This is a genomic window from Microbispora rosea (assembly GCF_900156315.1).
GTDB lineage: Bacteria > Actinomycetota > Actinomycetes > Streptosporangiales > Streptosporangiaceae > Microbispora > Microbispora rosea.
Window position 1 is genome coordinate 112,774 of sequence record NZ_FTNI01000005.1, and the last position, 24,964, is coordinate 137,737.

General features: G+C 72.3%; 21 protein-coding genes. 9 read left to right on the forward strand and 12 right to left on the reverse strand.

The features are described from left to right. From pcaC to BXA11_RS09305, 6 genes are read right to left on the reverse strand one after another with little or no spacing between them, the layout of a single operon-like run. Complete coding sequence (pcaC, locus tag BXA11_RS44415) at positions 1-372, reverse strand: 4-carboxymuconolactone decarboxylase (RefSeq protein WP_076434144.1); 372 nt, start codon at positions 370-372, stop codon at positions 1-3. Beyond that, complete coding sequence (pcaD, locus tag BXA11_RS09285) at positions 369-1,136, reverse strand: 3-oxoadipate enol-lactonase (protein WP_076434145.1); 768 nt, start codon at positions 1,134-1,136, stop codon at positions 369-371. Before pcaD ends, pcaC begins: the two co-directional genes overlap by 4 nt. Further along, complete coding sequence (pcaB, locus tag BXA11_RS09290; RefSeq protein ID WP_076434146.1) at positions 1,133-2,314, reverse strand: 3-carboxy-cis,cis-muconate cycloisomerase; 1,182 nt, start codon at positions 2,312-2,314, stop codon at positions 1,133-1,135. The genes pcaD and pcaB overlap by 4 nt, the downstream gene beginning before the upstream one ends. Then, positions 2,304-2,795 (reverse strand): peptidase associated/transthyretin-like domain-containing protein, encoded by a 492-nt coding sequence (locus BXA11_RS09295; protein ID WP_076434147.1) that lies wholly within the window; start codon positions 2,793-2,795, stop codon positions 2,304-2,306. The genes pcaB and BXA11_RS09295 overlap by 11 nt, the downstream gene beginning before the upstream one ends. Next, on the reverse strand, positions 2,792-3,460 hold the full coding sequence (gene pcaH, locus BXA11_RS09300; RefSeq protein WP_076434148.1) for a protocatechuate 3,4-dioxygenase subunit beta: 669 nt from the start codon (positions 3,458-3,460) through the stop codon (positions 2,792-2,794). Before pcaH ends, BXA11_RS09295 begins: the two co-directional genes overlap by 4 nt. Next, positions 3,457-4,632, reverse strand: coding sequence for a 4-hydroxybenzoate 3-monooxygenase (locus tag BXA11_RS09305; RefSeq protein WP_076434149.1), 1,176 nt, complete (start codon positions 4,630-4,632; stop codon positions 3,457-3,459). The genes pcaH and BXA11_RS09305 overlap by 4 nt, the downstream gene beginning before the upstream one ends. A gap of 71 nt (positions 4,633-4,703) precedes the next feature. Here BXA11_RS09305 and BXA11_RS09310 point away from each other — a divergent pair, with 71 nt between their 5' ends. Together BXA11_RS09310 and BXA11_RS09315 are read left to right on the forward strand one after the other, a co-directional pair. Then, entirely contained in the window at positions 4,704-5,474 is a 771-nt protein-coding gene (locus BXA11_RS09310; protein WP_030508001.1) for an IclR family transcriptional regulator, read from the forward strand. Between the two features lie 35 nt (positions 5,475-5,509). After that, the gene (locus BXA11_RS09315; RefSeq protein WP_076434150.1) at positions 5,510-6,313 is read left to right on the forward strand and encodes an SAM-dependent methyltransferase; all 804 of its coding nucleotides are present in this window, start codon (positions 5,510-5,512) and stop codon (positions 6,311-6,313) included. Here BXA11_RS09315 and BXA11_RS09320 read toward each other — a convergent pair. Further along, positions 6,280-6,735 (reverse strand): OsmC family protein, encoded by a 456-nt coding sequence (locus tag BXA11_RS09320; protein WP_076434151.1) that lies wholly within the window; start codon positions 6,733-6,735, stop codon positions 6,280-6,282. The genes BXA11_RS09315 and BXA11_RS09320 overlap by 34 nt on opposite strands. Positions 6,736-6,912: 177 nt before the next feature. Between BXA11_RS09320 and BXA11_RS09325 the strand changes: the two genes are divergently transcribed. Next, entirely contained in the window at positions 6,913-8,592 is a 1,680-nt protein-coding gene (locus tag BXA11_RS09325; RefSeq protein WP_076434152.1) for a sensor histidine kinase, read from the forward strand. A 37-nt stretch (positions 8,593-8,629) separates the two neighbouring features. Further along, positions 8,630-9,517: a universal stress protein gene (locus BXA11_RS09330; protein ID WP_076434153.1), complete on the forward strand. Its 888-nt coding sequence runs from the start codon at positions 8,630-8,632 to the stop codon at positions 9,515-9,517. Positions 9,518-9,537: 20 nt separating this feature from the next. On the opposite strand, the gene BXA11_RS09335 is transcribed toward BXA11_RS09330, so the two are convergent. Next, positions 9,538-10,098, reverse strand: a complete 561-nt coding sequence (locus BXA11_RS09335; RefSeq protein WP_051761714.1) for a CBS domain-containing protein — start codon at positions 10,096-10,098, stop codon at positions 9,538-9,540. 161 nt (positions 10,099-10,259) lie between these two features. Between BXA11_RS09335 and BXA11_RS09340 the strand changes: the two genes are divergently transcribed. From BXA11_RS09340 to BXA11_RS09350, 3 genes are all read left to right on the forward strand, one after another. Further along, positions 10,260-10,766: a CBS domain-containing protein gene (locus BXA11_RS09340; RefSeq protein WP_051761715.1), complete on the forward strand. Its 507-nt coding sequence runs from the start codon at positions 10,260-10,262 to the stop codon at positions 10,764-10,766. A gap of 95 nt (positions 10,767-10,861) precedes the next feature. Continuing rightward, positions 10,862-11,491: an MBL fold metallo-hydrolase gene (locus BXA11_RS09345; RefSeq protein WP_076434154.1), complete on the forward strand. Its 630-nt coding sequence runs from the start codon at positions 10,862-10,864 to the stop codon at positions 11,489-11,491. A 160-nt stretch (positions 11,492-11,651) separates the two neighbouring features. After that, positions 11,652-14,543: a family 43 glycosylhydrolase gene (locus BXA11_RS09350; protein WP_204054090.1), complete on the forward strand. Its 2,892-nt coding sequence runs from the start codon at positions 11,652-11,654 to the stop codon at positions 14,541-14,543. A 25-nt stretch (positions 14,544-14,568) separates the two neighbouring features. Here the strand turns inward: BXA11_RS09350 and BXA11_RS09355 are convergent, their stop codons facing one another. Continuing rightward, positions 14,569-15,393, reverse strand: a complete 825-nt coding sequence (locus tag BXA11_RS09355) for a hypothetical protein (protein WP_204054091.1) — start codon at positions 15,391-15,393, stop codon at positions 14,569-14,571. Between the two features lie 251 nt (positions 15,394-15,644). On the opposite strand from BXA11_RS09355, the gene arfA reads away from it, so the two are divergent. Further along, positions 15,645-17,153 (forward strand): arabinosylfuranosidase ArfA, encoded by a 1,509-nt coding sequence (gene arfA, locus BXA11_RS09360; protein ID WP_076434311.1) that lies wholly within the window; start codon positions 15,645-15,647, stop codon positions 17,151-17,153. A 208-nt stretch (positions 17,154-17,361) separates the two neighbouring features. Beyond that, complete coding sequence (locus BXA11_RS09365; RefSeq protein ID WP_076434156.1) at positions 17,362-18,231, forward strand: universal stress protein; 870 nt, start codon at positions 17,362-17,364, stop codon at positions 18,229-18,231. A gap of 116 nt (positions 18,232-18,347) precedes the next feature. On the opposite strand, the gene BXA11_RS09370 is transcribed toward BXA11_RS09365, so the two are convergent. From BXA11_RS09370 to BXA11_RS09380, 3 genes are all read right to left on the reverse strand, one after another. Then, the gene (locus BXA11_RS09370; protein WP_208865557.1) at positions 18,348-21,176 is read right to left on the reverse strand and encodes a glycosyl hydrolase family 95 catalytic domain-containing protein; all 2,829 of its coding nucleotides are present in this window, start codon (positions 21,174-21,176) and stop codon (positions 18,348-18,350) included. Between the two features lie 176 nt (positions 21,177-21,352). Beyond that, on the reverse strand, positions 21,353-22,735 hold the full coding sequence (locus BXA11_RS44420) for a poly(ethylene terephthalate) hydrolase family protein (RefSeq protein WP_204054032.1): 1,383 nt from the start codon (positions 22,733-22,735) through the stop codon (positions 21,353-21,355). 878 nt (positions 22,736-23,613) lie between these two features. Beyond that, positions 23,614-24,858 (reverse strand): serine hydrolase domain-containing protein, encoded by a 1,245-nt coding sequence (locus tag BXA11_RS09380; RefSeq protein WP_076434159.1) that lies wholly within the window; start codon positions 24,856-24,858, stop codon positions 23,614-23,616. Positions 24,859-24,964: the final 106 nt, after the last annotated feature.

Consider the following 24,964-nt stretch of genomic DNA (forward strand, 5'->3'; position numbering starts at 1 on the left):
TCATCCCGGGACGTCCTCCGCCAGCACCCGCTGGGCGACGGCGAACGCGGCGTTGGCGGCCGGCACCCCGCAGTAGATCGCGGTCTGCAGCAGCACCTCCTTGATCTCCTCGGTCGTGAGACCGTTGCGCCGCGCGGCCCGCACGTGCATGGCCAGCTCCTCCAGCTGCCCGCGCGCCACAAGGGCGGTGAGCGTGATGCAGCTGCGGGTGCGGCGGTCCAGCCCCGGCCGGGTCCAGATCTCGCCCCAGGCGTACCGGGTGATCAGGTCCTGGAAGTCCGCGGTGAACTCGGTGGTCCGCGCCTGCGCCCGGTCCACGTGCGCGTCGCCCAGCACCTCGCGGCGCACCCGCATGCCGTCCTCGTGGCTCATGCCGTCCTCCAGCGGGTGGTCAGGTGCCGGGTGATCTCCGTGTTCACGACGTCCGGGCGCTCGGCGGCGGCCAGGTGCGCGGCCCCCGGCACGACGACGAGCTCGGCCTCCGGGATGCTCCGGGCCAGGACCTCGGCGTCCGACGGCGGCGTCGCCGGGTCGTCCGCTCCGGCGATCACCAGGGCGGGCGCGCGGACCTCGCCGAGCCGGTCGCGGACGTCGAAGACCGCCAGGGCGTCGCAGCACGCGGCGTATCCCTCGGGGTCCGCGCCACGCAGCATGTCCAGGTAGCGCTCGGCGTCGGCGAAGCCCGCCGTGAACCACCGGCTCCGCGTCGCCTCGGTCAGGGGTTTGGTGCCCTCGGCGCGGACCAGCGCGGCGCGCTCGCGCCAGCTCTCCGCCGTGCCGAACCGGGCGGAGGTGCAGCACAGGACCAGGCTCGCGACGCGGTCCGGCGCACGCAGCGCCAGCGCGGTCCCGACGGCCCCGCCCAGCGACACCCCCGCGTACGCGACCGAGTCCAGGCCGTTGCGGTCGAGCAGCGCCAGCACCCCGTCGGCGAGGTCGTCCACGGTCAGATCACGCGCGGAACCGGAGGCGGCCGGCGAGCCGCCGTGGCCGGGCAGGTCGTAGCGGAGCACCCGCCAGGTGCGGGTGAGCACGGGGAGCTGCGGCTCCCACAGGTCGAGGGTCGTGCCCAGAGAGGGCCCGAGCACGACGACCGGGGCGTCCTGCGGCCCGTCGAATCGGTGGTGCGGGATCATGGTGCCTTTCTCTCGTGGTGCGCCAGAGCCCGGTCGACCAGAGCGGGCGCGGATCCGACGCCGGGGTCCTCCCCGTGTTCGGCCAGCACGGCGAGCAGGTGATCGAGATTGTGCCGCATGCGCCCGGGGAACACCTCCAGCCCCTCGGCCAGCTCGGCGGCCGTTTCGGCCGAGCCGCCCGCCAGGCGCAGGCACTCGCGCAGCGGCTGCCACTCGGCGTGCCAGCTCCCGGCGGGCCGCTCGTGCTCGGCGACCAGCGCGGTGAGCAGGACCTGCGCCTGCGCCGGGGCCTGGAGCGCCGCCGACCTGATCATCGTGGCCAGCACCGGGTTGCGCTTGTGCGCCATCGCCGACGAACCGCCCCGGCCCGGCGCGGCGGGCTCGGCGACCTCGCCCACCTCGCTCTGCGCCAGCAGGATCACGTCGGTGGCGAGCTTGCCCAGCGCGCCCGTCACGGCGGCGAGCGCGCCGGCCAGGTCGGTCACCGGCGTGCGCAGCGTGTGCCAGGGCAGCACCGGCTCGGCCAGCCCGGTCTCGGCCGCGAACAGCGGCAGCAGGTCGAGCGCCCTCTCGCCGTACCCGGCCATGGTGCCGGCCGCGCCGCCGAGCTGGACCGGCAGCGGCACCGCCGCCAGGCGGTCGCGCGCGTCCCGGCAGCCGGTCAGCCACCCGGCGGCCTTCAGGCCGAACGTGGTGGGCACGGCCTGCTGCCCGAGCGTCCGGCCCGCCATCGGGGTGTCCCGGTGGTCGGCGGCCAGCCGGGCCAGTGCGGCGAGCACCCGGTCGAGGTGGCGCAGGATCACCTCGCGGGCCCGCGCGGCGACCAGCATCGCCGCCGTGTCGAGGATGTCCTGGCTCGTCGCGCCGTGATGCACCCAGGACCCGGCCTCGCCGGCCGCGGCCCGCAGGTCCTTGACCAGCGGGACGACGGGGTTGCCGGCGTCCCTGGCGCGGCGGGCGAGGCCGGCGGCGTCGTGGCGGTCATGACGGGCCGCCTCGGCGATCGCGGCGGCGGCCCGCCCGGGGACGACGCCGAGGCGGGCCTGCGCCCGCGCGAGGCACACCTCCGCCTCCAGCATCGCCCGCAGCCAGGCGTCGTCGGCCGTGACCGCCGCCACCTCCGTGCCCGCCCACACCGGGGAGAGCAGCCCGCGATCAGCGCCTCCGTCAGAACTCAAGGAAGACCGTCTCCCGCTCGCCCTGCAGCCGTACGTCGAACCGGTAGACGTCCTGCCCCTCCGGGCGGGCGAGCAACGTCGCGCGGCGGGCCGGGTCGAGGGAGCCGAGCAGGGGGTCGGGCACGTCGGCGAGGTAGACGCGGGTGCGCACCGGCTTGAGCAGGCCCCGCGCGAAGACCAGCAGCGCGGCGTACGGCCGGGACGGCGGCGCGAGGCGGAACCGGTAGGAGCCGTCGGGCGCGGTGCCGCACCGGCCGAAGCCGGAGACCCCGGTCCCGCTCCGGCTCAGGGCGCCCCGATCACCGCCTTCCCCGGTCCACAGCTCGAGCAGGGCGTCGGGCACCGGCTCGCCGGCCCCGTCCAGCACCAGGCCGGTGATCGTGACGGCCCCCGGATGGCCCTCGGGGACGAGCTCCCAGTCGGCCGCGTACGGCAGGGCGTACCCGAAGAACGGGCCGACGGTCTGCGAAGGGGTGGTCACGCGTCCTCCATGGGGGTACGGCCGAGCACCACGTCCCACCGGTAGCCGAGCGCCCACTCCGGCTCGGTGATCCCCAGGTCGAACGTGGCGACGAGCCGCTCGCGGGCGGCCGGGTCGGGAATGGACCGGAAGATCGGGTCGAAGGCGAACAGCGGGTCGCCGGGGAAGTACATCTGCGTCACCAGGCGCTGGGTGAACGCCGTGCCGAACACCGAGAAGTGGATGTGCGCGGGCCGCCAGGCGTTGGGGTGGTTGCGCCAGGGATAGGCCCCCGGCTTGATCGTGACGAACCGGTAGCGGCCCTCGTCGTCGGTCAGGCACCGGCCGGCTCCGGTGAAGTTGGGGTCGAGCGGGGCCGGATGCTGGTCGCGCTGGTGGGCGTACCGGCCGGCGGAGTTGGCCTGCCAGATCTCCACCAGCGTGTCCGGCACCGGCCGGCCCGACGCGTCGAGGACGCGTCCGGTGACGATGATGCGCTCGCCGAGCGGCTCGCCCGCGTGGCCCGCGGTCAGGTCGGCGTCGAGCGGGTCCACCTCGCCGCGGCCGAAGACCGGGCCGGTCAGCTCGGCCGCCTCCGGGTCCTGCTTCATCTCCAGCGGCGGCCGGGACGGCGCCCGCAGGACCGTGCTGGCGTAGTCCGGGTGCAGGTAGGGCGGGTGTGTCACGGTGTCTCCTCTTGGTAGGGCAGGCCCACGTAGTTCTCCGCCAGTGTCGTCCCGGCCGCCTCGGAGGACGTCACGTAGTCGAGGTAGGAGGTCTGCAGCTTCCTGGCGTAGGCGTCGTCGGACTCGAACGTGTGCAGCAGCGTCGTCATCCACCACGAGAAGTGCTGGGCCCGCCACACCCGGGGCAGGCAGGCCCGCGAATAGTCGTCCAACGCCTCGGTCGAGCCGTCGGCGAAGAAGCGCGCCAGCGCCTCGGTCAGCACCCGCACGTCGGCCACCGCGAGGTTGAGCCCCTTCGCGCCGGTCGGCGGCACGATGTGGGCCGCGTCCCCGGCCAGGAACAGCCTGCCGTACTGCATGGGCTCGGCCACGTAGCCGCGCATCGGCGTGATCCCCCGTTCGAGGATCTCGCCGGTCGTGAGGGTGAAGCCGGGCACGGTCTCCAGCCGGGCCCGCAGCTCGGCCCAGATCCGCTCGTCGGGCCACGCGGCGAGGTCCTCGTCGGGGGCCACCTGCAGATAGAAGCGGCTGATCTCCGGGGTGCGCATGCTGTGCAGCGCGAAGCCGCGCTCGGTCCGCGAGTAGATCAGCTCCTCCGACGACGGCTTCACCTTCGCGAGGATGCCGAGCCAGGCGAACGGGTAGTCGCGCTGATACTCGGTCAGCACGCCCTCGGGGATCGACGGCCGAGACACCCCGTGGAAGCCGTCGCACCCGGCGATCACGTCGCAGTCCAGCCGCTCGCCCCCGAAAGTGAGGTACGGCCGGTCGGTGCCGATGTCGTGCACCGCCACGTCGTCCACCTCGAAGCGGACGTCGCCCCCGGCCGCCAGCCGTGCGGCGATCAGGTCCTTGACGACCTCCTGCTGGCCGTACACGGTGATGGCCCGTCCGGGCACCAGCCGCTCGAAGGCGATGCGGTGGCCCGCTCCGCCGTACCGCAGCTCGATCCCGTGGTGGGGCAGGCCCTCCGCCTGCATGCGCGCGCCCACCCCCGCCTCCACGAGCGTGTCCACCGTGCCCTGTTCGAGCACCCCCGCCCGCACCCGCCGCTCGACGTAGTCCCTGCTGCGGCGTTCGAGCACGACGGACTCGATCCCGCGCAGGTGGAGCAGATGAGAGAGCAGCAGGCCGGCCGGCCCGGCCCCGATGATCCCGACCTGAGTTCGCATGGCCCAAGCATCGGGAAGCACCCGCCGTCCCGCGTAGGCTTTGCTTCTACTGAGCGGAAGAAGGGGGTCACATGGCCGGCGGCGCGCGCGACCCGGGACGTTCCGTGACCTCCCGGGCGCTGGCCATTCTCGGCGCCTTCGACGCCCACCAACCGCGGCTCACGCTGACGGAGATCGCCGAACGGACCGGCATGGCGCTGAGCACCGCCCACCGGCTCGTCGGGGAGCTGGAGGAGTGGCGCGCCCTGCGCCGCGGCGCCGACGGGCGCTACCAGATCGGCCGCCGCCTGTGGGAGCTGGGCCAGCTCGTTCCCGACCCGCTGCAGGAGGTGGCGCGCCCCTGGCTGCAGGAGCTGTTCGGCGGCACCGGGGAGAACGTCCACCTGGCGGTGCGCGACGGGCTGGAGGTGCTCTACGTGGACAAGGTGTACGGCAAGCGGGCCGTGCCGATCGTGTCGCGGACCGGGGCGCGCCTGCCCATGCACCCGACCGGCGTCGGCAAGGCGCTGCTCGCCTTCGAGCCGGGCTGGTTCGTCAGCTCCTACCTGTCGAGACCGCTGGAGCGGCCGACCCCGCACACCATCACCGAGCCGGGCCGGCTGGCCCGCGAGCTGACCCAGGTGCGCGCCCAGGGGTACGCCACGACACACGAGGAGATGACGCTCGGCTCCTGCTCGGCCGCCGCGCCGGTGCTGGCCGGGGACCGGCCCGTCGCGGCCGTCGGCATCGTGGTCTCCTCCAGGCGGGTGCGCGAGCTGCCCCGCCTGGTCGATCCGCTGCTGGCCGTCGCGGCCCGAATCGCCGGCGACTACCGGGCCGCCGTCTCCCGCCCGTTCCCGTAAGATCATCGCGGAGCGGGAAGGCGAGGGGAGCGCGGGTGAGCCGGGACGAGGAAGCGCTGAAGGCCATCGACTTCTCCACGCCGAGCGTGGCGCGGATCTACGACTGGTGGCTGGGCGGCAAGGACAACTTCGCGGTCGACAGGGCCGCCGCCGAGAAACTGCTCGAACTGGTCGGCTCCGACGGCCGCCTGGTGATCAGGCAGAACCGGGAGTTCCTCGGCCGGGCCGTCCGCTTCCTCAGCGAGTCGGGCATCCGGCAGTTCCTCGACCTGGGCACGGGCGTCCCCACACAGGGCAACGTCCACGAGGTCGCCCACGAGGTCGATCCCGAGGCGACCGTCGTCTACGTCGACAACGACCCCATCGTCGCCGCGCACGGGCGGGCGCTGCTCACCGGCACCGGCCGTACGGGCGTGGTGCAGGCCGACATGCGCGACCCGGACGCGATCGTCGAGAGCCCGGTCACTAAGGAGCTGATCGACTTCAGCAAGCCGGTGGCCGTGCTGTTCGTCGCCGTTCTGCACTTCGTGGAGGACGACGACGCCGAGCGGGTGGTGTCGTACTTCCGCGAGCGCATGGCCCCCGGCAGCCACCTCGTCATCTCCCACGGCACCCAGGGCCGCCTGAGCGAGGACACGATCACCGAGGCCAGGGCGGTGTACGAGAAGTCGACGGCCGCGCTGCGCGACCGCACGCCCGAGCACATCGCCAGGTTCTTCACGGGGTTCGAGCTGGTCGAGCCGGGGCTGGTCGACGTGGCCGACTGGCGCAACGACGGCGACTTCGTCGAGCACAGCAAGGGCGGCTACGTCCTCGGCGGCGTCGGCCGGCTGGCCTGACCCGCCCGCGGACAGGCTTCCTGGCGGACCTCGAACGTGACCCGCGGCGGCACCCGCAGCGTGGTGCAGACGGCGCAGTGCTCCAGGACCGACAGGAGTGAGGCGCGCAGCCCCGCGGGCAGGCCGGGAGCCTCCACCGACAGCTCGATGTGGTCGATCCGCCCGGGGCAGACGCCCAGGCCGTACCGCACGGTCACGCCCACCCCGGCGGGCAGCTGCCGCTGGCGCAGGTAGCGTTCGGCGCAGCAGGCGACGCCCGCCGCCACGCTGCCCACGAACAGCTCGGCCGGAGTGGGGCCGGTGTCGCTCCCGCCGACGTCCGCGGGCTGGTCGGCGCGTACCACGTGGCGCCGGATCCGGACGTCGAACCGGTCGGCTCCGTGCCAGGCGACCCGGATGACGCCGTCACGCGGCTCACTCATGGCGCACCCCCGCGTCCGATTCGGCTCAATCCGAGTATGTCCGCGGCCGACGGAGGATGGGCGCATACGTACCGTAAGAAGCCGGTCGCGACCTGGCAAAGGGCGGGAGCGTGGAGTGCCCGGTTTGCGACACTCCAATGTGGGGGGGCATGCGTGGCGCCGACGGGGGAGCGGACCATGATCCCGCAGACGCACCTGGACGGGCTGCTGGCCGAACTGCACACGAGGCTGCAGGCGGTCCTGTCGACGCGCGACCGGGCCTACGCGCTGCTGGAGGCGGTCGTCTCCGTGGGCGGAAACCTGGACCTGGAGACCGTGCTGCACCGGATCGTCGAGACCGCCGCCACGCTGGCCGATGCCAGGTACGCCGCGCTCGGCGTGATCGGGGAGGACGACACCCTCGCCCGCTTCGTCCCCGTGGGGCTGAGCGAGGAGGAGATCGCCCGCATCGATCACTGGCCGCACGGCCTGGGTCTGCTCGGCCTGCTGATCAAGGAACCCCGGCCCCTGCGGCTGGCCCGTATCGGCGACCATCCCCGGTCGTACGGCTTCCCCGCCGGCCATCCGCCGATGGCCGGCTTCCTCGGCGTGCCCGTACGGGTCCGGGGCAGGCTGTTCGGCAACCTCTACCTGACGGACAAGCGCGGGGGAGGGGAGTTCGACGAGGACGACGAGGCGATCATCGTGGCCTTCGCCGGCGCCGCCGGGGTGGCGATCGAGAACGCCCGCCTCTACGAGGACAGCCGCCGCAGGGAGACCTGGCTCCAGGCGTCGGCGGAGATCACGAGGAGCCTGCTGTCCGGCGCCGAGACACCGCGGGTGCTGACGCTGATCGCCCGCCGTGCCCGGCGGATGGCCGGCGCGGACACGGCGGCGATCCTCCTGCCGGAAGGCGGCGGCCTGACGCTGCGGGTCGCGATCGCGGACGGCGTGCCCGGCCCGGCCCGCAGGCGCCGGCTGCCCGTCGAGGGCTCGCTGGCCGGGCAGGCCTTCCTCCGTGCGGAGCCGCGCGTCGTCACGGAACTGAGCGACACCGACTTCCTCACGGCGACAGGGGAGGCGGGAGCGGCGTGCGCCGTGCCGCTGGGAGCGCCGGGAGCGGTGCGCGGGGTGCTGTCTCTGGCCAGGCGGCCCGGCCGTGTCCCGTTCAGCCGGGCGGAGGTCTGCATGGTCCACTCCTTCGCCGGGCACGCGGCGGTCGCGCTCGAACTGGACGAGGCGCGCAGGGACGCCGAGCGGCTCGGCCTGCTGGAGGACCGCGACCGCATCGCCAAGGACCTGCACGACGTGGTCATCCAGCGGCTGTTCGCGGTCGCGATGACGCTGACGGGCGCCACGCGGCTGGTGGAGCGCCCGGAGGCGGCCGCGCGGCTGCGGACCGCGATCGACGAACTCGACGGCACGATCCGGCAGATCCGCTCCACGATCTTCGCCCTGCGCGCTCCCGCCGACGCCCCCGGGCTGCGCGCCCGGCTCGTCGAGCTGGTCGAGGGCGCCCGGGAGCCCCTCGGTTTCCTGCCGGCCCTGTGCATGGACGGGCAGCTCGACACCCGCGTGCCCGCCCACGTCGGCGACCACCTGCTGGCCGTGGCGCGGGAGGCGATCTCCAACGTGGTGCGGCACGCCCATGCCACCCGCGCCGCCGTCACCGTACGCCTGGACAAGGACCGGCTGACCCTGCTCGTGGAGGACGACGGGGTCGGCCTCCCGGCGCGGGGACGCCGCAGCGGCCTGCGCAACCTGTGCGACCGCGCCGAGAGCCTGGGCGGGTCGTGCGCCGCCGAGACCGGCGCCGCCGGAGGAACGCGCGTGTGCTGGAGCGTGCCGCTGCCGTCCACGCCGTGCTCGACACCTTGATCGACACTTGATCGACACCGTGAGGAGGCATCGCGCCATGACCGAGCCGATCAGTGATCCGTTCGCCGATCGGGTCAGCGACCCGGTGGTCGTCGGCACCGACGGGTCCGCGGGCGCGACCCGGGCGGTGGAGTGGGCGGCCGGACACGCCGTCCTGCAGGGCCTGCCCCTGCGGGTGGTCCACGCCGTCGAGCGCCTGCCGTACGACGGCCCGCGCTATCCCATCCCCGACAGCTACGACAGGCTGGCGCCCTCCGGTCGGCAGCTCCTCGACCACGCCGAGCGGGTCGCCAGGGACCGGGGCCCCGGCCTCGACGTGACGACGGAGCTCGCCGAGGGGCGTCCCGGCCGGGTCCTGCGCGACCAGGCGGCCCGCGCCTCCGAAGTGGTGCTCGGCAGCCACGGCGGGGGCGGCTTCCCCGGCATGCTGCTCGGCTCGGTGGGCAACCAGGTCGCCGGGCACGTGGCCGTGCCGGTCGTCGTCGTACGGCCGGAGCCCCCGGAGGCGGCGGCCGAGATCGTGGCGGGGTTCGACTGCTCGGAGGCGTCCGGGCCCGCCCTGGCGTACGCGTTCGAGGAGGCGCGGCTGCGCGGTCACCGGGTGCGGGTCGTCTGCGCCTGGGAGCCGCCGGTGCCGTACGGGCCCGTGATCGGGATGGACCTGGACGGCATGCGGCGGGCCGCGGAGGACTACGCGCGCGGCGAGCTGCAGCCGTGGCGGAGCCGGTACGCCGACGTCAAAGCCGAGCTGGAGATGGTCCGCGCCCATCCGGTCTCCGCGCTCATCGAGGCCTCGTCCCGGGCCGTCCTGCTCGTGGTCGGCTCCCACGGCCGCAACGCCTTCACCGCGGCCGTGCTCGGCTCGGTGAGCCGCGCCGTGCTCGCCCACGCCCGCTGCCCGGTCGCCGTGGTGAGGGCGCGCTGAGCCGTCACGCCGGCGCCGCGTCAGCGGAGCAGGCGGGCCGGCCGCACCCCCGGGACGGTCCGCTCCAGCAGGTCGCCCACGTGCCCGGGGCCCTGGCCCTCCGGGCCCCGCAGGTCGATCTCGCCGTCGCGCACGAGCACCTCCCAGGACGCGTCGGAGGGGTAGCGCTCCCGCAGGGCGGCCAGAACGGCCTCGCGCAGCTCGTCGTCCGACCTGGCCAGCAGCGCCATGAGGTCGTGGCGGCTGACCATCCCGACGACCCGCTCGTCGCGCAGCACGGGCACGCTCTTGACCCGCTTGGCGATCATGAGGTCCGTCAGCACCCGCGCGTCCGTGGTGTCCTCGACCGTGCTCACCTGGCGCGACATGACGTCCGCCACGGTGCGGGGCGCCGAGGCGCCCGGCGCGAACGCGCCGCACAGCAGGTCGATCTCGCTGACCATGCCGACCAGCTCGCCGTGCTCCCCGAGCACGGGGGCGGCCGTGATGTCGTGGTCGTACAGCACCCGGATCGCCCGCCGCACGGAGTCGTCGCGGCGCAACGTGATCGCCGGGCTGCTCATGACCTCAGCGGCCAGCATGGCCCACCTCCCCCGTCCGTCGCCGTCGTGGTCATTCCACCGCCGCGCGGGCCGTACGGGCAGGTGCCGGAGGTCCCCGGCGGTCGGGTCTTTGGGCCCGTGCGGCGCCGCGCCCACGGTGGTCGGATGGAGATGGCGCAGCGCCGCCCGCGGGAGGAACGATGACCGTAGAAGCCATGACCGCCGCCGACGTGATGAGCAGGGTGCTCGTGACCGTGAAGCCGGACGAGTCCCCGCTCATGGCCTGGGAACTCATGCGTCGCGGGTCGATGCATCACCTGCCCGTTGTGGATTCGAATTCCCGCATCATCGGCGTGCTCACCCGGGAGGACATCGCGGCCCACTGGTCCGGCGGGCCGGCGGAGCAGTCGAGCAGCCAGGTGCGCCAGTTGCTGACCGGGCGCAGGTGCCCGCACGTGTCGCCCGACGCGTCGCTCCCCGCCGTGGCGGACGTCATGCTGGAGTCGGGGGTGGACGTCGTCCCGGTGATCGGGACCTCCGGCGCCCTGCAGGGTCTCGTCACCGTGACCGACGTGCTCGTGGCGGTCGCGGGCAGGCGGGGGGCCGCGCCCCCGCACGAGGAGGTGTCGGCCGGGATGTTCCGCCTGGAGCCGGTGCTGCCGCCCAAGCCCTCCCGGACCGCCGAGGACCAGCGTCAGGGGCCGTGACCCCCCATCGTGACGCCCATCGTGACCTCCCGGTCGTCACCGCCCGCGGAGCACGTGCAGAATAAGGTCATGTTCCGCACGGTGGTGATCTTCAAGTGAGTGCCCGTATCGACCATGCCGTCACCTCGGGCACCTTCAGCCTGGACGGCCAGACCTTCGACGTCGACAACAACGTCTGGGTGCTCGGCGACGACGCCGAGTGCGTGGTGTTCGACGCGCCCCACGACGTCAAGGCGATCACCGACGTGATCGCGGGCCGGCGCGTCCTGGCCATCCTCGCCACCCACGCCCACGACGACCATGTGCGGGTCGCGCCGGACCTGTCGGAGGCCACCGGGGCGCCCGTCCTGCTGCACCCGGACGACCTGCCGGTCTGGCGGCTCACCCACCCCGATCGCGAGCCCGGCGGCACGCTGTCCGACGGACAGGTCATCGAGGTCGCCGGAACCCGCCTCGAAGTGCTCCACACTCCCGGGCACGCTCCCGGCGCCTGCTGCTTCCACGCGCCCGGCCTCGGCGTCGTCTTCACCGGCGACACCCTGTTCCAGGGCGGTCCCGGCGCGACCGGCCGCTCGTTCTCCGACTTCGGCGTGATCATCGACTCCATCCGCGACCGCCTGCTGGCCCTGCCGCCCGAGACCGTCGTCCACACCGGTCACGGCGACAGCACGACGATCGGCGCGGAGCTGCCGCACCTCGACGAGTGGATCCGCCGGGGCCACTGACAACCCCGGGCCTTCGCGCGGGGTCTTGACGATCACACGCTCCGCGGCCGACACTCACGAGACCGATCCACTCCGCTCCCGACATCGTCGGGGCGGAGCGGGTCTCCTGATGTTAGCGCTAACGAGGCCGATGGTCCCGGGCCGCCGGTCGGGAGAGACGATGCCCAGCCGCACCACCCCCCTACGACGCCTCCCACGCCTCTCTCGGCTCGCGCTCGCGGCCGCGGCCGTGCTGTCCCTGGTGGCGGGCCCGCTCGTGACCCCGGCGCACGCGGCCGGCGAGACGGAACCGTCCGGCCTGCTGCTGCGGTACACGTTCGACGAGACGGGCGGCACCGTCGTCCACGACGCCTCGGGCCACGGCAACGACGGCGGCTACGAGCGGACGCCCGCCTTCGGCCGGGGCGTCGAGGGCGGCTCGTTCGCGATGTCCGGAGGGCCGTCCTCGTCCACCACCGCGCCGTACGTGAAGATCCCGAACGGCGTGCTGAAGGGCCTCGGCGGCGTCACCGTCGCCACCTACGTGAAGTGGAACGCCTCCACGACGGTGAACCAGTGGCTGTACGGTCTCGGCCCGGACAGCACCAAGTATCTGTTCACCTCGCCGTACAACGGCGGCAAGACCCTCTACTCGGCGATCACGGCGGGCGGCTGGCAGGCCGAGTCGAAGCTGTCCGGCGGCGCGGCCCTGCCGGGCGGCGCCTGGAAGCACGTCGCGGTGACCGTCGACGGCGACAGCAGGACCGCCGTCATGTACCTCGACGGCATCGAGGCGGCGCGCGCGACCGACGTGCCGGTCACGCCCTCCGACCTGTACGACGCGACCAAGGACCACACGGGGTACATCGGGAAGTCGCTCTACGCGGCCGACCCCTACTTCGCCGGCGAGGTGGACGACTTCCGGATCTACGACCACGCGCTGTCGGCGACCGAGGTGCTCCGGGTCTCCGGCAACACGGCGGCCGTCGGCGCGGCCACGCTGCCCGAGCTCAAGGTCCCGGCGATCGTGGACGGCACGAACGGCAGGATCGTCCTGCCGGTGAAGGAGGGCACCGACCTCAGCCGGCTCGCCCCCGCGTTCACCCTGGTCCCGGGAGCGAGCATCAGTCCCGCCTCCGGCACCGTGCGCGACCTGTCCGAGCCGGTCACCTACACCGTCACCGGCTCCGACGGCGCCCGGCGAACGTGGACGGTCGAGGCGCGGGTGATGAGGAGCCCGGTGCTCCCCGGCCTGTACGCCGACCCGAACATCGCCGTCTTCGGCGACACGTTCTGGATGTATCCGACCACCGACGGCTTCGCCGGCTGGAGCGGCACGCAGTTCCACGCGTTCTCGTCCAAGGACCTCGTCCACTGGACCGACCACGGCGTCGTCCTCGACCTCGGACCCGACGTGACCTGGGCCGACAACAGCGCCTGGGCGCCGACGATCGCCGAGCGGAACGGCACCTACTACTTCTACTTCAGCGGCGGCATGGCCACCGGCGACACCGGCAAACACCTCGGCGTCGCCGTGTCCGACTCGCCGGCCGGGCCGTTCAAGGACGCCCTGGGCAAGCCGCTGGTGGCGGCCGGGACCTACAGCGGCCAGATGATCGACTCCGACGTGTTCGTCGACGACGACGGCCAGGCCTACCTCTACTGGGGCAACGGAAACTCCTACCAGGTGCCGCTGAACGACGACATGGTGTCGTTCGACCCCGCCAAGGTGAAGACGTACAAGCCGAGCGGCTACAACGAGGGCTCGTTCGTCTTCGAGCGCGGCGGGATCTACTACTTCATGTGGTCGGAGAACGACACGCGCGACGAGAACTACCAGGTCGCGTACGCCACCGGCGCCTCGCCGCTCGGCCCGTGGACCAAGCGGGGCGTGATCCTGCAGAAGGACCTGTCCCTCGGGATCAGGGGCACCGGCCACCACTCCGTCGTACGGGTGCCGGGCACCGACGACTGGTACATCGCCTATCACCGCTTCGCCGTCCCCGGCGGCGACGGCACCCACCGGGAGACCACCATCGACCGGATGGAGTTCGACGAGAACGGCCTGATCAAGAAGGTCGTGCCGACGCTGGAGAGCGTCGCCCCGGTGTCGGTCGCGAACGCCGGGCCGGACGCCGAGGGCCGCGAGGGGTCCCCCATCCGGCTGGCGGGATCGGCCACCGGCGCGGCGAAGTGGAGCTACGCGCCCGGCGAGGGCGCCGGCTCCGGCGCGACCTGCTCCTTCTCGGATCCCGCCGCCGCTGAGACCGCCCTCACCTGCGACGACGACGGGACCTACACCGTCACGCTGACCTCCGGCCGCAGCCGCGACACCGCGAAGGTGACCGTCGCCAACGCGGTTCCGAAGACCGGGGACGTCGTCACGCCCACCGGCCCGGTCGAGGCCGGCACGCGCGTGACCCTCTCGGTCCCGGTCACCGACCGGGGCGCGAACGACGTGCTCACCTGCGCGGTGGACTGGAAGGACGGGACCACCTCGTCCGGCGATGTCGACGGCGGGACGTGCACGGCCCGGCGCACCTACGCGAAGCCCGGTGTGTACGAGCCCGTCGTCACCGTCGCCGACGACGACGGCGCGACCGCCACGGCCACGGGCCGTCCCGTGGTCGTGTACGACCGGGACGCCGGCTTCGTCACCGGCGGCGGCTGGATCGACTCGCCCGCGGGCGCCTACCGCGCCAACCCCGCGCTGACCGGTCAGGCCACCTTCGGGTTCGCGGCCAGGTACGTGAAGAACGCCTCCGGCAAGGACCACGCGGTTCCGATCGGTGACACGACCTTCTCGTTCCAGGCCGGGCGGCTGAGCTTCCGGTCCACGGCGTACGACTGGCTCGTGGTCGCGGGCGGAGAGGTCCGGTATCGCGGCATCGGGACGATCGGCGGCACCGGGCGGTACGGCTTCGAGGTCGTCGCCCGCGACGGCGACACCGGCGACGGGGACGGCGTGGACCGCTTCGCCGTCCGGATCTGGGACGAGAGGACCGGTGACCTGATCTACCAGAACGGAGCCGGTGACGTGGCCCACGGCAGCGTCGTCGTGCACGCGAAGTAGGTCGTGCACGCGAAGCAGCGCGCGCCTACCGCGCCACCCGGACGCCGGTGACGGCGAAGCGCTCGACCTCCGCCACATGACCGCCGGTGCCGGCGACGAGGGTGAGCGTGCGGCCCGGGTCCGCGCGGAAGGTCACGGTGGCGGACCAGGGGGCGTCGTCCCCTCCGGCCGAGACGCAGCAGCGCTCGCCGAGGGGGCGGGTGCTCCCGATCGCGCGTACCTGCACCCGGACGCTCTCGTCCACCCCGGTGATCCTGCCGCCCACCGTGACGGGGGACGAGACGAGGGCGCCGTACCGGGGCGTGGTGAGGGAGAAGGTGGTGTCGTCGGTGCCCACCACCTCCCACGGCGCGTCCGGCCCCGTGCCGAACCTGACCAGGTGGATGACGGCGGCGATGCCGGGCCGCCCGCCGCCCTCTCCGCGGATGCCGACCGAGACGCGGGCGTCCGCACCGGTCACCGTGCGCTTGACCACCCGGTCGACACCGGTGAAGCCCAGGAATCCCTGCGTGAAGGAGAGCGCGGTGCGCTCCGCGTCCAGGTGCCAGGGCTGGTGGCCGCCCGAGCGGTAGCTCTCCTGCCAGTCCCGCGCCTGTCTCTCGTCGGCGAACGGCCACAACGGCTGGTAGCGGCCCGCCACGAGGGAACCCGCGGTGGTTGTGGCGGAGGGGGTGGGGGAGGTGGCCGCCGGGCTGCTCTGCCGGACGGTCGCCGTGCCGGTCGCCGTGCCGGTCGCCGTGCCGCTCCCTGGGCCGGATCCGCACGCGCCCGCCAGCAGGCCGAGCGCGGTCAGCACGGCGGGGGCCCACCTGGCCCGGCCCGCCCGGCCGTTCGTCACGCCGCGAGTCACGATGCGCGCTCCCGCTCCCAGAGGTTCCTTGACTGAGAGCATGCCCGGCCGGATGGCGGGCATTCCCTGCACGAGGGTGCCGGCTCGGTCCAGGGGACGCCGTCGGCGTCCCGAGGGGAGATCGACTACGACTGTTAGCGGTAACAGCGGATGCGTCAAGGGTCGGGTTTTCCGGGGCGAGATCTTGACCAGAGGCAATGCGAACGCTAACAATCAGCCCGCGAGACCCCTGCCTGCTGAAGGAGATGTTCGTGCTCCAGGCACAGCTGACCATCGATCCCGCCCACCGTGTGGCCCCCGTACGGCGCCGCACGTTCGGCACGTTCGTCGAGCACCTCGGCCGCTGCGTTTACACCGGCATCTACGAGCCCGGCCACCCCACGGCGGACGAGGAGGGGTTCCGCGGCGACGTGCTCGCGCTCACCCGCGAGCTCGGCGTGAGCACCGTGCGCTACCCCGGCGGCAACTTCGTCTCCGGCTACCGCTGGGAGGACGGCATCGGCCCGCGCGAGCAGCGCCCCCGGCGGCTCGACCTCGCCTGGCACAGCACCGAGACCAACGAGATCGGCATCGACGAGTTCATCCGGTGGACCCGGGTGGCCGGCCTTGAGCCGATGATGGCGGTCAACCTCGGCACCCGAGGCGTGCAGGAGGCCGTGGACCTCCTCGAATACTGCAACATCCCGTCCGGCACTGCGCTGTCGGACCTGCGGATCGCCAACGGCGCCAAGGATCCGCACGACATCCGCATGTGGTGCCTGGGCAACGAGATGGACGGCCCCTGGCAGATCGGGCACAAGACCGCCCTCGAGTACGGCAGGATCGCCGCCGAGACCGCCCGGGCCATGCGCATGGTCGACCCCAGTCTGGAACTGGTCGCCTGCGGCAGCTCCGGCTCCTCCATGCCGACCTTCGGCACCTGGGAGGCGACCGTGCTGGAGGAGACCTACGACCTGGTCGACCACATCTCCTGTCACGCCTACTACGAGGAGAAGGACGGCGACCTCGCCGGTTTCCTGGCCTGCGCCAGCGACATGGAGCACTTCATCTCCACGGTCGTCTCCACGGCCGACCAGGTGGGGGCCAAACTCGGCTCCCGCAAGAAGATCTCCGTCTCCTTCGACGAGTGGAACGTCTGGTACCTGAGCCGCGTCCAGGCGGCGGAGCCCGGGCAGGACTGGCCGGTCGCGCCGCCGCTCCTGGAGGACCACTACCACCTCGCCGACGCCGTGGCCTTCGGCAGCCTGCTCATCACGCTGCTGCGGCACAGCGACCGGGTCGCGGCGGCCTGCATGGCCCAGCTCGTGAACGTGATCGCGCCCATCATGACCGAGCCGGGCGGCCGGGCCTGGCGGCAGACGACCTTCCACCCGTTCGCGCAGGCGGCACGGCACGCCAAGGGCGACGTCGTCCGGGTCGAGCCCGTCTGCCCGACGTACGAGACGGCCGAGTTCGGCGCGGTGCCCGTGCTCCACGCGGTCGCCACCCGGGACGAGACGGAGACGACGCTGTTCGTGGTGAACAGGTCGACGGCCGAGCCGGTGGAGCTGGAGCTCGACGCGGGGGCGCTGGGCGCGGGCACGGGCGCCGTGCGGATCGTCGAGGCGACGACGCTCACCCACGAGGACGTCTACGCCCGCAACACCGCCGACGACCCCGATCGGGTGGCGCCCCGCCCCAACACGAGCCACCGGAGCGATCCGCTCCGGATCGTGCTGCCGCCGGTCTCCTGGAACGTGATCAGGCTGTCGCGGGCCTGACCGGCGGCAGCCTCACACCCGGCCGCGCGGGGGACCGTCGTCCCCCGCGCGGCCGCTGTGCGGAGCGCGCCGGGCCCGGGCGGGCGGAAGTCCCTCCGCTTGAGGACTTTCGTCTGCTGCGCCGTGGGCGGCGGACACGGTGCGATGGTGGCCGGGAGCGCTGACCCTCGCGCGTCCGCGTACCGCTTGAGCACAGGAGGAGAAGTACATGTCCGGACAGATCGTCGTGGCCGTCGATGGATCGAAGCCGGCGACGGCGGCGCTGGAGTGGGCGGCGGACGACGCGCGGCGCCGGGAGGCCGCACTGCGGATCGTCCACGTGCGAGAGCCGTGGGCGCACGAATACCCGTTCCACGCCGTCGAGGGCTTCGCCCAGTCCTACAGCGAGTTCTGCGAGGGCGTGCTCGCGGCGGCGGCCGCCCGGGCCCGGGAGCTCGCCCCCGGCCTGGAGGTGACCACGGAGCTCGCCGAGGGGACGGTCGTCGAGACCCTGCGCGCCGCATCGGCCGCCGCCGACGCCCTCGTGGTCGGCAGCCGGGGGATGGGCGGCTTCTCCGGCCTGGTCCTGGGCTCCGTCGGCCTCGGCCTGACCGGTCACGCGGAGGTCCCGGTCGTGGTGGTGCGCAAACCGCACCGGGACGAGTACCACGAGGTCGTCGTCGGCTTCGACGGATCACCTCATTCCGAGGCGGCTCTGCAGTTCGCCTTCGAGGAGGCCCGGGCCCGGCGCGGGCGGGTGCACGCGGTGTACGCCTGGGAGATGCCGATGGTGTCGCCCTTCGCGGTCGGCTACGGGCTGGCGCTCCAGGAGATATTCGACAACGAGTGCCGGGCGGCGCGGCTGCGGCTCGCGCCGTGGCGCGACAAGCACCCGGACGTCCCGCTCGTCGAGTCGGCGGTCTGCGGCCACCCGGTCCCGGCGCTGGCCGAGGCCTCGCTCGTCGCCGACCTCGTGGTCGTCGGCTCCCGCGGACTGGGCGGAGTGCGCGGCGCCCTGATCGGCTCGGTCAGCCACGCCGTGCTGCACCGCGCGCACTGCCCCGTCGCGGTCGTACGGCCCCGCGACGGCTTGTCCTGACCGGCGATGCCCGCGTGCGACCGAGGGCGCGAACGTATCGGTGTGCAGGGTGCCGCAGGGCGGCAGGATCCGCTGCCGCCCTGACACTCCCTTCCGTCCTGCCCGGGTCGGCCAGGTCACACGCCGGTGATCGTCCACTGGTTGTTGGCGTTGTTGTTCGGCGTCCACATGCCGACGGTGGAGCCGGCGGTGGTGTAGCCCATGCCGTCGAGGGCGGTGCCGGTGCCCCGGTTGACGATCTGGTAGCGGCCGTTGCCGAGGTCGTTGAGCCGCCACTGCTGGTTGTTGCCGCCGTTCCAGGCCGCCTGCCTGGCGTTGGCGCCGTTGGCGGTGTTGCCCCAGCTGTCGGCCACCATGCCGTTGGTGCGGTTGACGATCCGATACCAGCCGCCGCCCAGGTCGACGAGCTGCCACTGGAGGTTCGTGCTGCCGTCCCAGTTCCACTGCTTGAGGTTCGACCCCGACGCCACGTTGCCGCCGCTGTCCAGCGCCAGGCCGGTGGAGGCGTTGGCGATCCGCACGTAGGTCGACGGCGTGGTGCCGCCGCCGGAACCGGTCAGGCGGTAGGTGCGGCCGGCCTGGCCGGGCAGCGCGATGACGTCGGCCTCGGGCTTGGTGACGGTGACGGCGCCGCCGGTCTCGGCGTCGACCACCTGGTAGGTGCCGGTGAAGCTCCGGTTGCGCACGTTGACCGTGCCGGCGCGGTCGAATTTGACGAGGATCTCGGTGTTCCCATTGGAGCTCCAGGTCGCGCCCACGGTGTAGCCGCCGCGGCCCCGCAGGCCCTGCACCTTCCCGCTGGGCCACGCCGTGGGCAGTGCGGGCAGCACGTGCAGCTCGCCGTTGTGGCTCTGCAGCAGCATCTCGGCGATGCCGGAGGTGGCGCCGAAGTTGCCGTCGATCTGGAACGGCGGGTGCAGGTCGAACATGTTCGGCGCGAGCCGGTCGGTCCTCACCAGGAGGCCGATCAGGTTGCGTGCCCGGTTGCCCTCCTCCATCCGCGCCCAGTAGTTGATCTTCCAGGCCAGCGACCAGCCGGTGCCGTCGTCGCCGCGCAATTCGAGGGTCCGCCGCGCCGCGTTGTAGAGGGTGGGGGTGCCGCGCTTGGTGATCTGGTTGCTGGGGTGCAGGCCGTACAAATGCGAGATGTGCCGGTGGTTCTGCTCGGTCTCCACCCAGTCGTACAGCCATTCCTGGATGTTGCCGCGCGAGCCGACCTTCATCGGAGGAAGCCGGTCCCTGGCGGCCAGGACCTGGGTCCGGAAGCTCGCGTCCGTGCCGAGGACCTCGCTGGCCTTGGCGCAGCCGTTGAACAGGTCGCGCAGGATCTGGTTGTCCATCGTCGGGCCGGCGCACACGCTGACACCCGAGTGGTGGGGAAGTTCGGGGGAGTTCGACGGGTTCGTGACCAGGTAACCCAGGCTCGGCTCCTGCACGAGGGTGTCGAGGAAGAACTGCGCCGCGCCCTTCATCGCCGGGTAGTTCTGCCGGAGGAAGTCGACGTCGCCGGTGAACAGGTAGTGGTCCCAGATCATCGTGGCGAGCCAGGCGCCGCCGGTCTGCCACATGCCCCAGAGCGCGCCGTCGACGACGGAGCTGCCCCGCCATCCGTCGGTGTTGTGGTGGGTGACCCAGCCGCCGGCGTTGTACTGCACCCGGGCGGTGCGGGCGCCGGTCACCGTGAGGTCGTTGATCATGCCGAACACCGGCTCGTAGCACTCCGACAGGTTCGTGGTGTCGGCGGGCCAGTAGTTCATCGGCAGGTTCGCGTTGAGGGTGTACTTGGAATCCCACGACGGGCTGAGGGAGTCGTTCCAGATGCCCTGCAGGTTGGCCGGCTGGGTCCCCGGCCGCGAGGAGGAGATCAGCAGGTAGCGGCCGAACTGGAACAGCAGCACCGAGAACTGCGGGTCGTTGGTGTTCGCGTGCTGGGCGATCCGCACGTCGGTCGGCTGGTCGGCCGCCGAGGTGCGGCCGAGGTCGAGCGTCGTGCGCCCGAACAGCCGCTGGTAGTCGGCGACGTGCCTGGAGCGCAGGTCGTCGTAGGTCCTGCCGCCGGCGGCGTTGAGGTAGCCCCGCGCGATGCCCTGGTAGTCGCCGCCGGTGTCCTTGTAGTTCACATAGCTGGAGCCGATGGAGATCAGCACGGTCACGCTGTTGGCGTTCCGCACCTGGAGGGTGCCGCCGGAGCTGCTGACCGTGCCGCCGTCGGCCACGGCCTTGGCCAGCGCCAGGAATCTGACCTTGCCCGCCAGGCCACGCTGGTCGCCCGAGACGCCGTCGAGCGCCACCGTCGTGCCGTCCGGGCTGGAGCGCGTGGTCCGCTGTGGGCTGTCGAACGTCGCGGAGAACGTGATCGAGCCGCCCCTGTCGGCGGTGAGGCGGATGGCGATCACCTGGTCCGGCGCGCTCGCGAACACCTCACGCCGATACCTCACGCCGTTCTGCAGGTACGACGTGGTCGTGGTGGCCGTGGTCAGGTCCAGGACACGGTTGTACTCCGAGACTCCGCTGCTGCTGCCGAAGGTGAGCCGCAGGTTGCCGACGGTCTGGTACGCCAGCTGGGCCGAGGGGTTGCCCAGCATGTTCTGGTCGATGAGGCTCTGGGCCTGGCTCCACTGGTTCTGGAAGACCAGCTGCCGGATCTGGCCGAGCGCTCCCGCGCCCCTCGTGTTGCTCTGGTCGTACGGGCCGCCGGCCCAGATGGTGTCCTCGTTGAGCTGCAACCGCTCGGTGTCGACGTTGCCGAACACCATCGCGCCCAGCCGGCCGTTGCCGATCGGCAGCGCGCGCAGCCAGTCGGTGCCGGCGCTTTCGTCGTACCAGAGGGCCAGGTCGTTCGCGGCGCTCACCTCGGGAGGGGCCGCCACCGCGGCCCGCGCGACCGCCGTCCATTGGAACGGCGCCAGCGCGGCCCCGGCTCCGACCGCGCCGAATCGCAGCACTTGCCGTCGGGTGAAGTCAGACAATTCACTTCTCCAAGTCCATGGGGGGTAGGGACACGGGGTAGGGACACGGGGGTAGGGACACTCGGAATCGTTTCGACAGTTCCGGCCAGGGCTCCGCTCCGGGCCTGTCCGGAGTCAACGGGACATCGATTGGCGCGACCTGCCGCGATCGGTCACGGGCTGGTGCAGGTGAGCGGGGGAGCCGACGGCGTGCCGGTGGCCAGGAACCCGAAGGTGGCCGAGCCGGACGCGGGGATCGTGCCGTTGTAGGAGGCGTTCTTCACCGTCACCGCGGAACCGCTCGTGCTCAGCGTGCCGTTCCACAGCTGGGTGATCGACTGGCCGCTGCCGAGCGTCCACCTGACGGTCCAGCCCTGGACCGCCGAGGCGCCCGCCGTCACCGTGACCGACGCCTGGTAGCCGCCGGGCCACGAGTTCACCGTGTGGTACTCGGCCGCGCAGGCGCCCGGCGGCGGCGGTGAGGGACTGGCGGACGGGGACGGCGAGGGCGAGGGAGATGGGGACGGCGAGGGGGAGGGGGATGACGAGGGCGAGGCGCTCGGCGACGGCGACGACCCGCCCGGCGGCACGTACGGGCACGTGTCGCGGTACATCGAGATGCCGGTGGAGTCCGCCAGCGGGCACAGGAACCGGGTGTACCGGGTGTCGTCGTCCACCCAGATCTTCAGCCACGGGATCAGCACCCGCATCTCGGTCGTGTTGGCCCGCGTCGCGAACAGGTGGTCCACCCCGGTGATCTCCACCCACGCGCTCGGCGTCGTGGCCGGCAGCGTGCCGTACAGCCCGTTGAGATACGACCGCGTGACGGTCGTGTCCCGCTGCCCGGAGATGAACATCGTCGGCACCCGGTCGTCGTAGAGGTCGTAGTTGCCCACGGGAGAGCCGGGCGCGAGCCCGACCCCGGCCTTGAGGGAGGGCCGCCGGAGCAGCGCGCTGAGGACCCCCGCGCCGCCCGCCGAGTGTCCGACGACCGACAACCTGTTCGGGTCGACCCGGTCGCGTACCGGACTGCGCTGGGTGAGGTAGTCCAGGGCGGCGAGCAGCTGGGTCCCGCGGGCGTCCGCGCTGTCGGTGCGGCTGTTGGTCTCGATGCCGATCACCACGAAGCCGAACGAGGCGAGCCAGGGCCCCATCCAGGCCTCTTCGTCGGCGAACAGGGCGGAGTAGCCCGGCACGATCGCGACTCCGCCGAACGTTCCCTGGCTGGTGTCGGTCGGGTAGTAGACGACTCCGCCGCCGAAGCCGTTGCCGGCCGGCACGCTGGTCTGGGCGGTCGCGAAGGTCCCCCTGGTGGCCGCGACGCTCTCCACGGTCGGGTTCGGCCCGCGCTGGAAGGGATTGTCCGCGGCCGACGCCGGGCCGGTCGCGATGGCCGCCGACAACAGCCCGAGGACGGCCACCACCGCCGCCACCGTCCAGCCCATCGCCCGGCCTGTCGCCCGCCGGAGCGACCGGCTCCGCGAGCCGGGCCCGGACGCGGACGGGTCCGCGGGTGGCCGCCGGGTTCCCGGCGGCGGAACGGCGCGTGCGCCCATGCCTGAGCCTCCATCACTGCGACCAGAGAAAGGGGAAACGCGGGGGCATTCAGCGCTGGACGCCGTGCTCTCGGGCAAGGAGCGCACACCACGAGGGCGTCGCGAACGGCAGGCCTCCGCCCCGCGCACCACCACCGGACAGCGGGAGACCGCCTCGGGGCTCAGTGTGGAAACCTCGCCGAAATGTGTCAAGAGTAGGGTTCCGCCGAGAAAGTCCGGCGCAGCGTAAACCATCCCGTGATCTCGAACCGCCGCGGCCGGTGTGTGATCCGGGAGCGCAGTCATCGGATGAACGTTTCATTCACCGTCGTCGCCGGGAAGCTCCGAGAGTTCCCTGATGCGGCAGCTGGGCCGCGTTCGCGCCCTCCCGCGTTCGGGTCCGCACCTATCGCGCCACTTGACAGCGGGCTCACGCCTCCGCTTTGCTCCGCTCCACCACCACCGGCCGATCTCTCGATGTGGAGGAGGACGAAGACGAGGGCAAAATGTTAACGCTAACAATCATCCGAGGGCATGCCGGCCGCTAGCGCGTCCGAGGCGGGGCCAAGAGGCACCCGTTGGCGGTCACGACCGAAGCCTCGCTCGGTGCGGAAGCACTCGGTGAATCCCTCCCGCTTGGGCACCAGCCGATCACCTACCCGCGGGTCGGCCACTCCGCGGGCCCTTCCACGTTCCGGGCGTACGACACGGCGCGCAATACGGTCTCGGTGCCGGCTCTGTTCGGGCGGGAGTGCAGTCTCGGGGACGCGGGCGCATGCGTTCGCCCACGACATGAATCACTGACGCTTCTCACCATGCGGGCGCCGCGCCTCGCCGCCCAGCTGGGCACCGCGGTGCTGCTGACGTTGAGCGGCGAGCTGCGGCTGGTCAGCCCAGGGTCACAGGCCGTAGGACGGGAACAGGTCCGTATTCGGCCAGGAGGTGACTCGGTCGGCCGCCACGTGCAACGGGTAGTCGATGTCAGCGGTGTAGTTCTGGCCCAAGGCGTCGTCCCACCGGTTGAAGAGCACGATCCAGCTCAGCCCGTCATACCGCCGGACCATGAGGGTGGAGGTGCCGGGATACGCCCCGTCGTGCCACGTGTTCAGGGCGCTGCCGATGGGGCGGACAGACCAGCCCATGCCGTAGTAAGAGCCGCTCCATGGGACTCCGTCGGGCGGGGCGAACATCTGCCCGATCGTCGACGAGGTGAGCAGGCCGGGAGCGTCGAAGATCGTGGTGAACTTCGCCATGTCGACGGCCGAGGAGAGCCAGGCGCCGTGCGCGGCCATGTTCTCGAGATTGAACGTCCCGTACGGCAGGGGCACCTGAGCCCCGGAGTCGTCCATCACTGTCGTATCGCTGTACGGCGAATAGTAGGGGACCTCCGTGGACCGCCGTAGGCTCTGCGCCGTGCGGCCCTGCGCCATCCGGGTGATCTTCACCGGGGAGAGCACGTTCTGCCGCACGTAGGTGGCGTACGGCAGGCCGGTGACAGTCTCGATGACCTTGCCGAGCAGCATGTAGCCGTAGTTCGAGTAGGCGTACCTCAGGCCGGGGTCGAAGTCCAGCGTGCGCGTGGACACGTAGTCCATGATGTTCGCCTGCGTCACCGGCAGCGACACCTGGAGTGCGCTGCTGATGGTGGAATCCTCCCGGTACATCGGATCGAACCCGGATACGGAGCGATCCCAGCCGCCAAGGTGTTGCAGCAGGTGACGCACGGTGACGTTGCCGAGGCGGGAGTCGGCGGCCGTGCTGAGCCCCAGCATCGGAGCCACCGTGGCCGACAGACTGAGCCTGCCGTCCTGGACAAGCTTCATGATCGCGGTGGCCGTGACCGGCTTGCTCACGCTGGCCAGGCGGAACAACGACGTCGGCTGGGCCAGGACCGGGCCCGACGTGGAGTTGTATCCCCGCGCGAGCATCAGCTTGCCCTGCCGCACCACGGCGAGCGAAGCGTACGGGATGCTCCGCGACTCCATGAAGCTTCTCATCAGGTCGTCGAAGGGCGGTAGCGAGCCCGAGCCGGTGACCGTCCAGGGAGGGGGAGTGTCGGCCGCGATCGCCGAGCGGGCGGGCAGCGCGGCGGCTCCCATGACGGTGCCCGCGAGCAGGCGCAGCGAATCCCTGCGAGTCAGCATGAGTGGATCCCCGTTCTCCGGTCAGCTGGAACTATGGACAGCAATAAGAGCGAAGATCGTGCTTTAGTGTGACATCCACATCGAACCTTTGTGATCGTGACTAGCG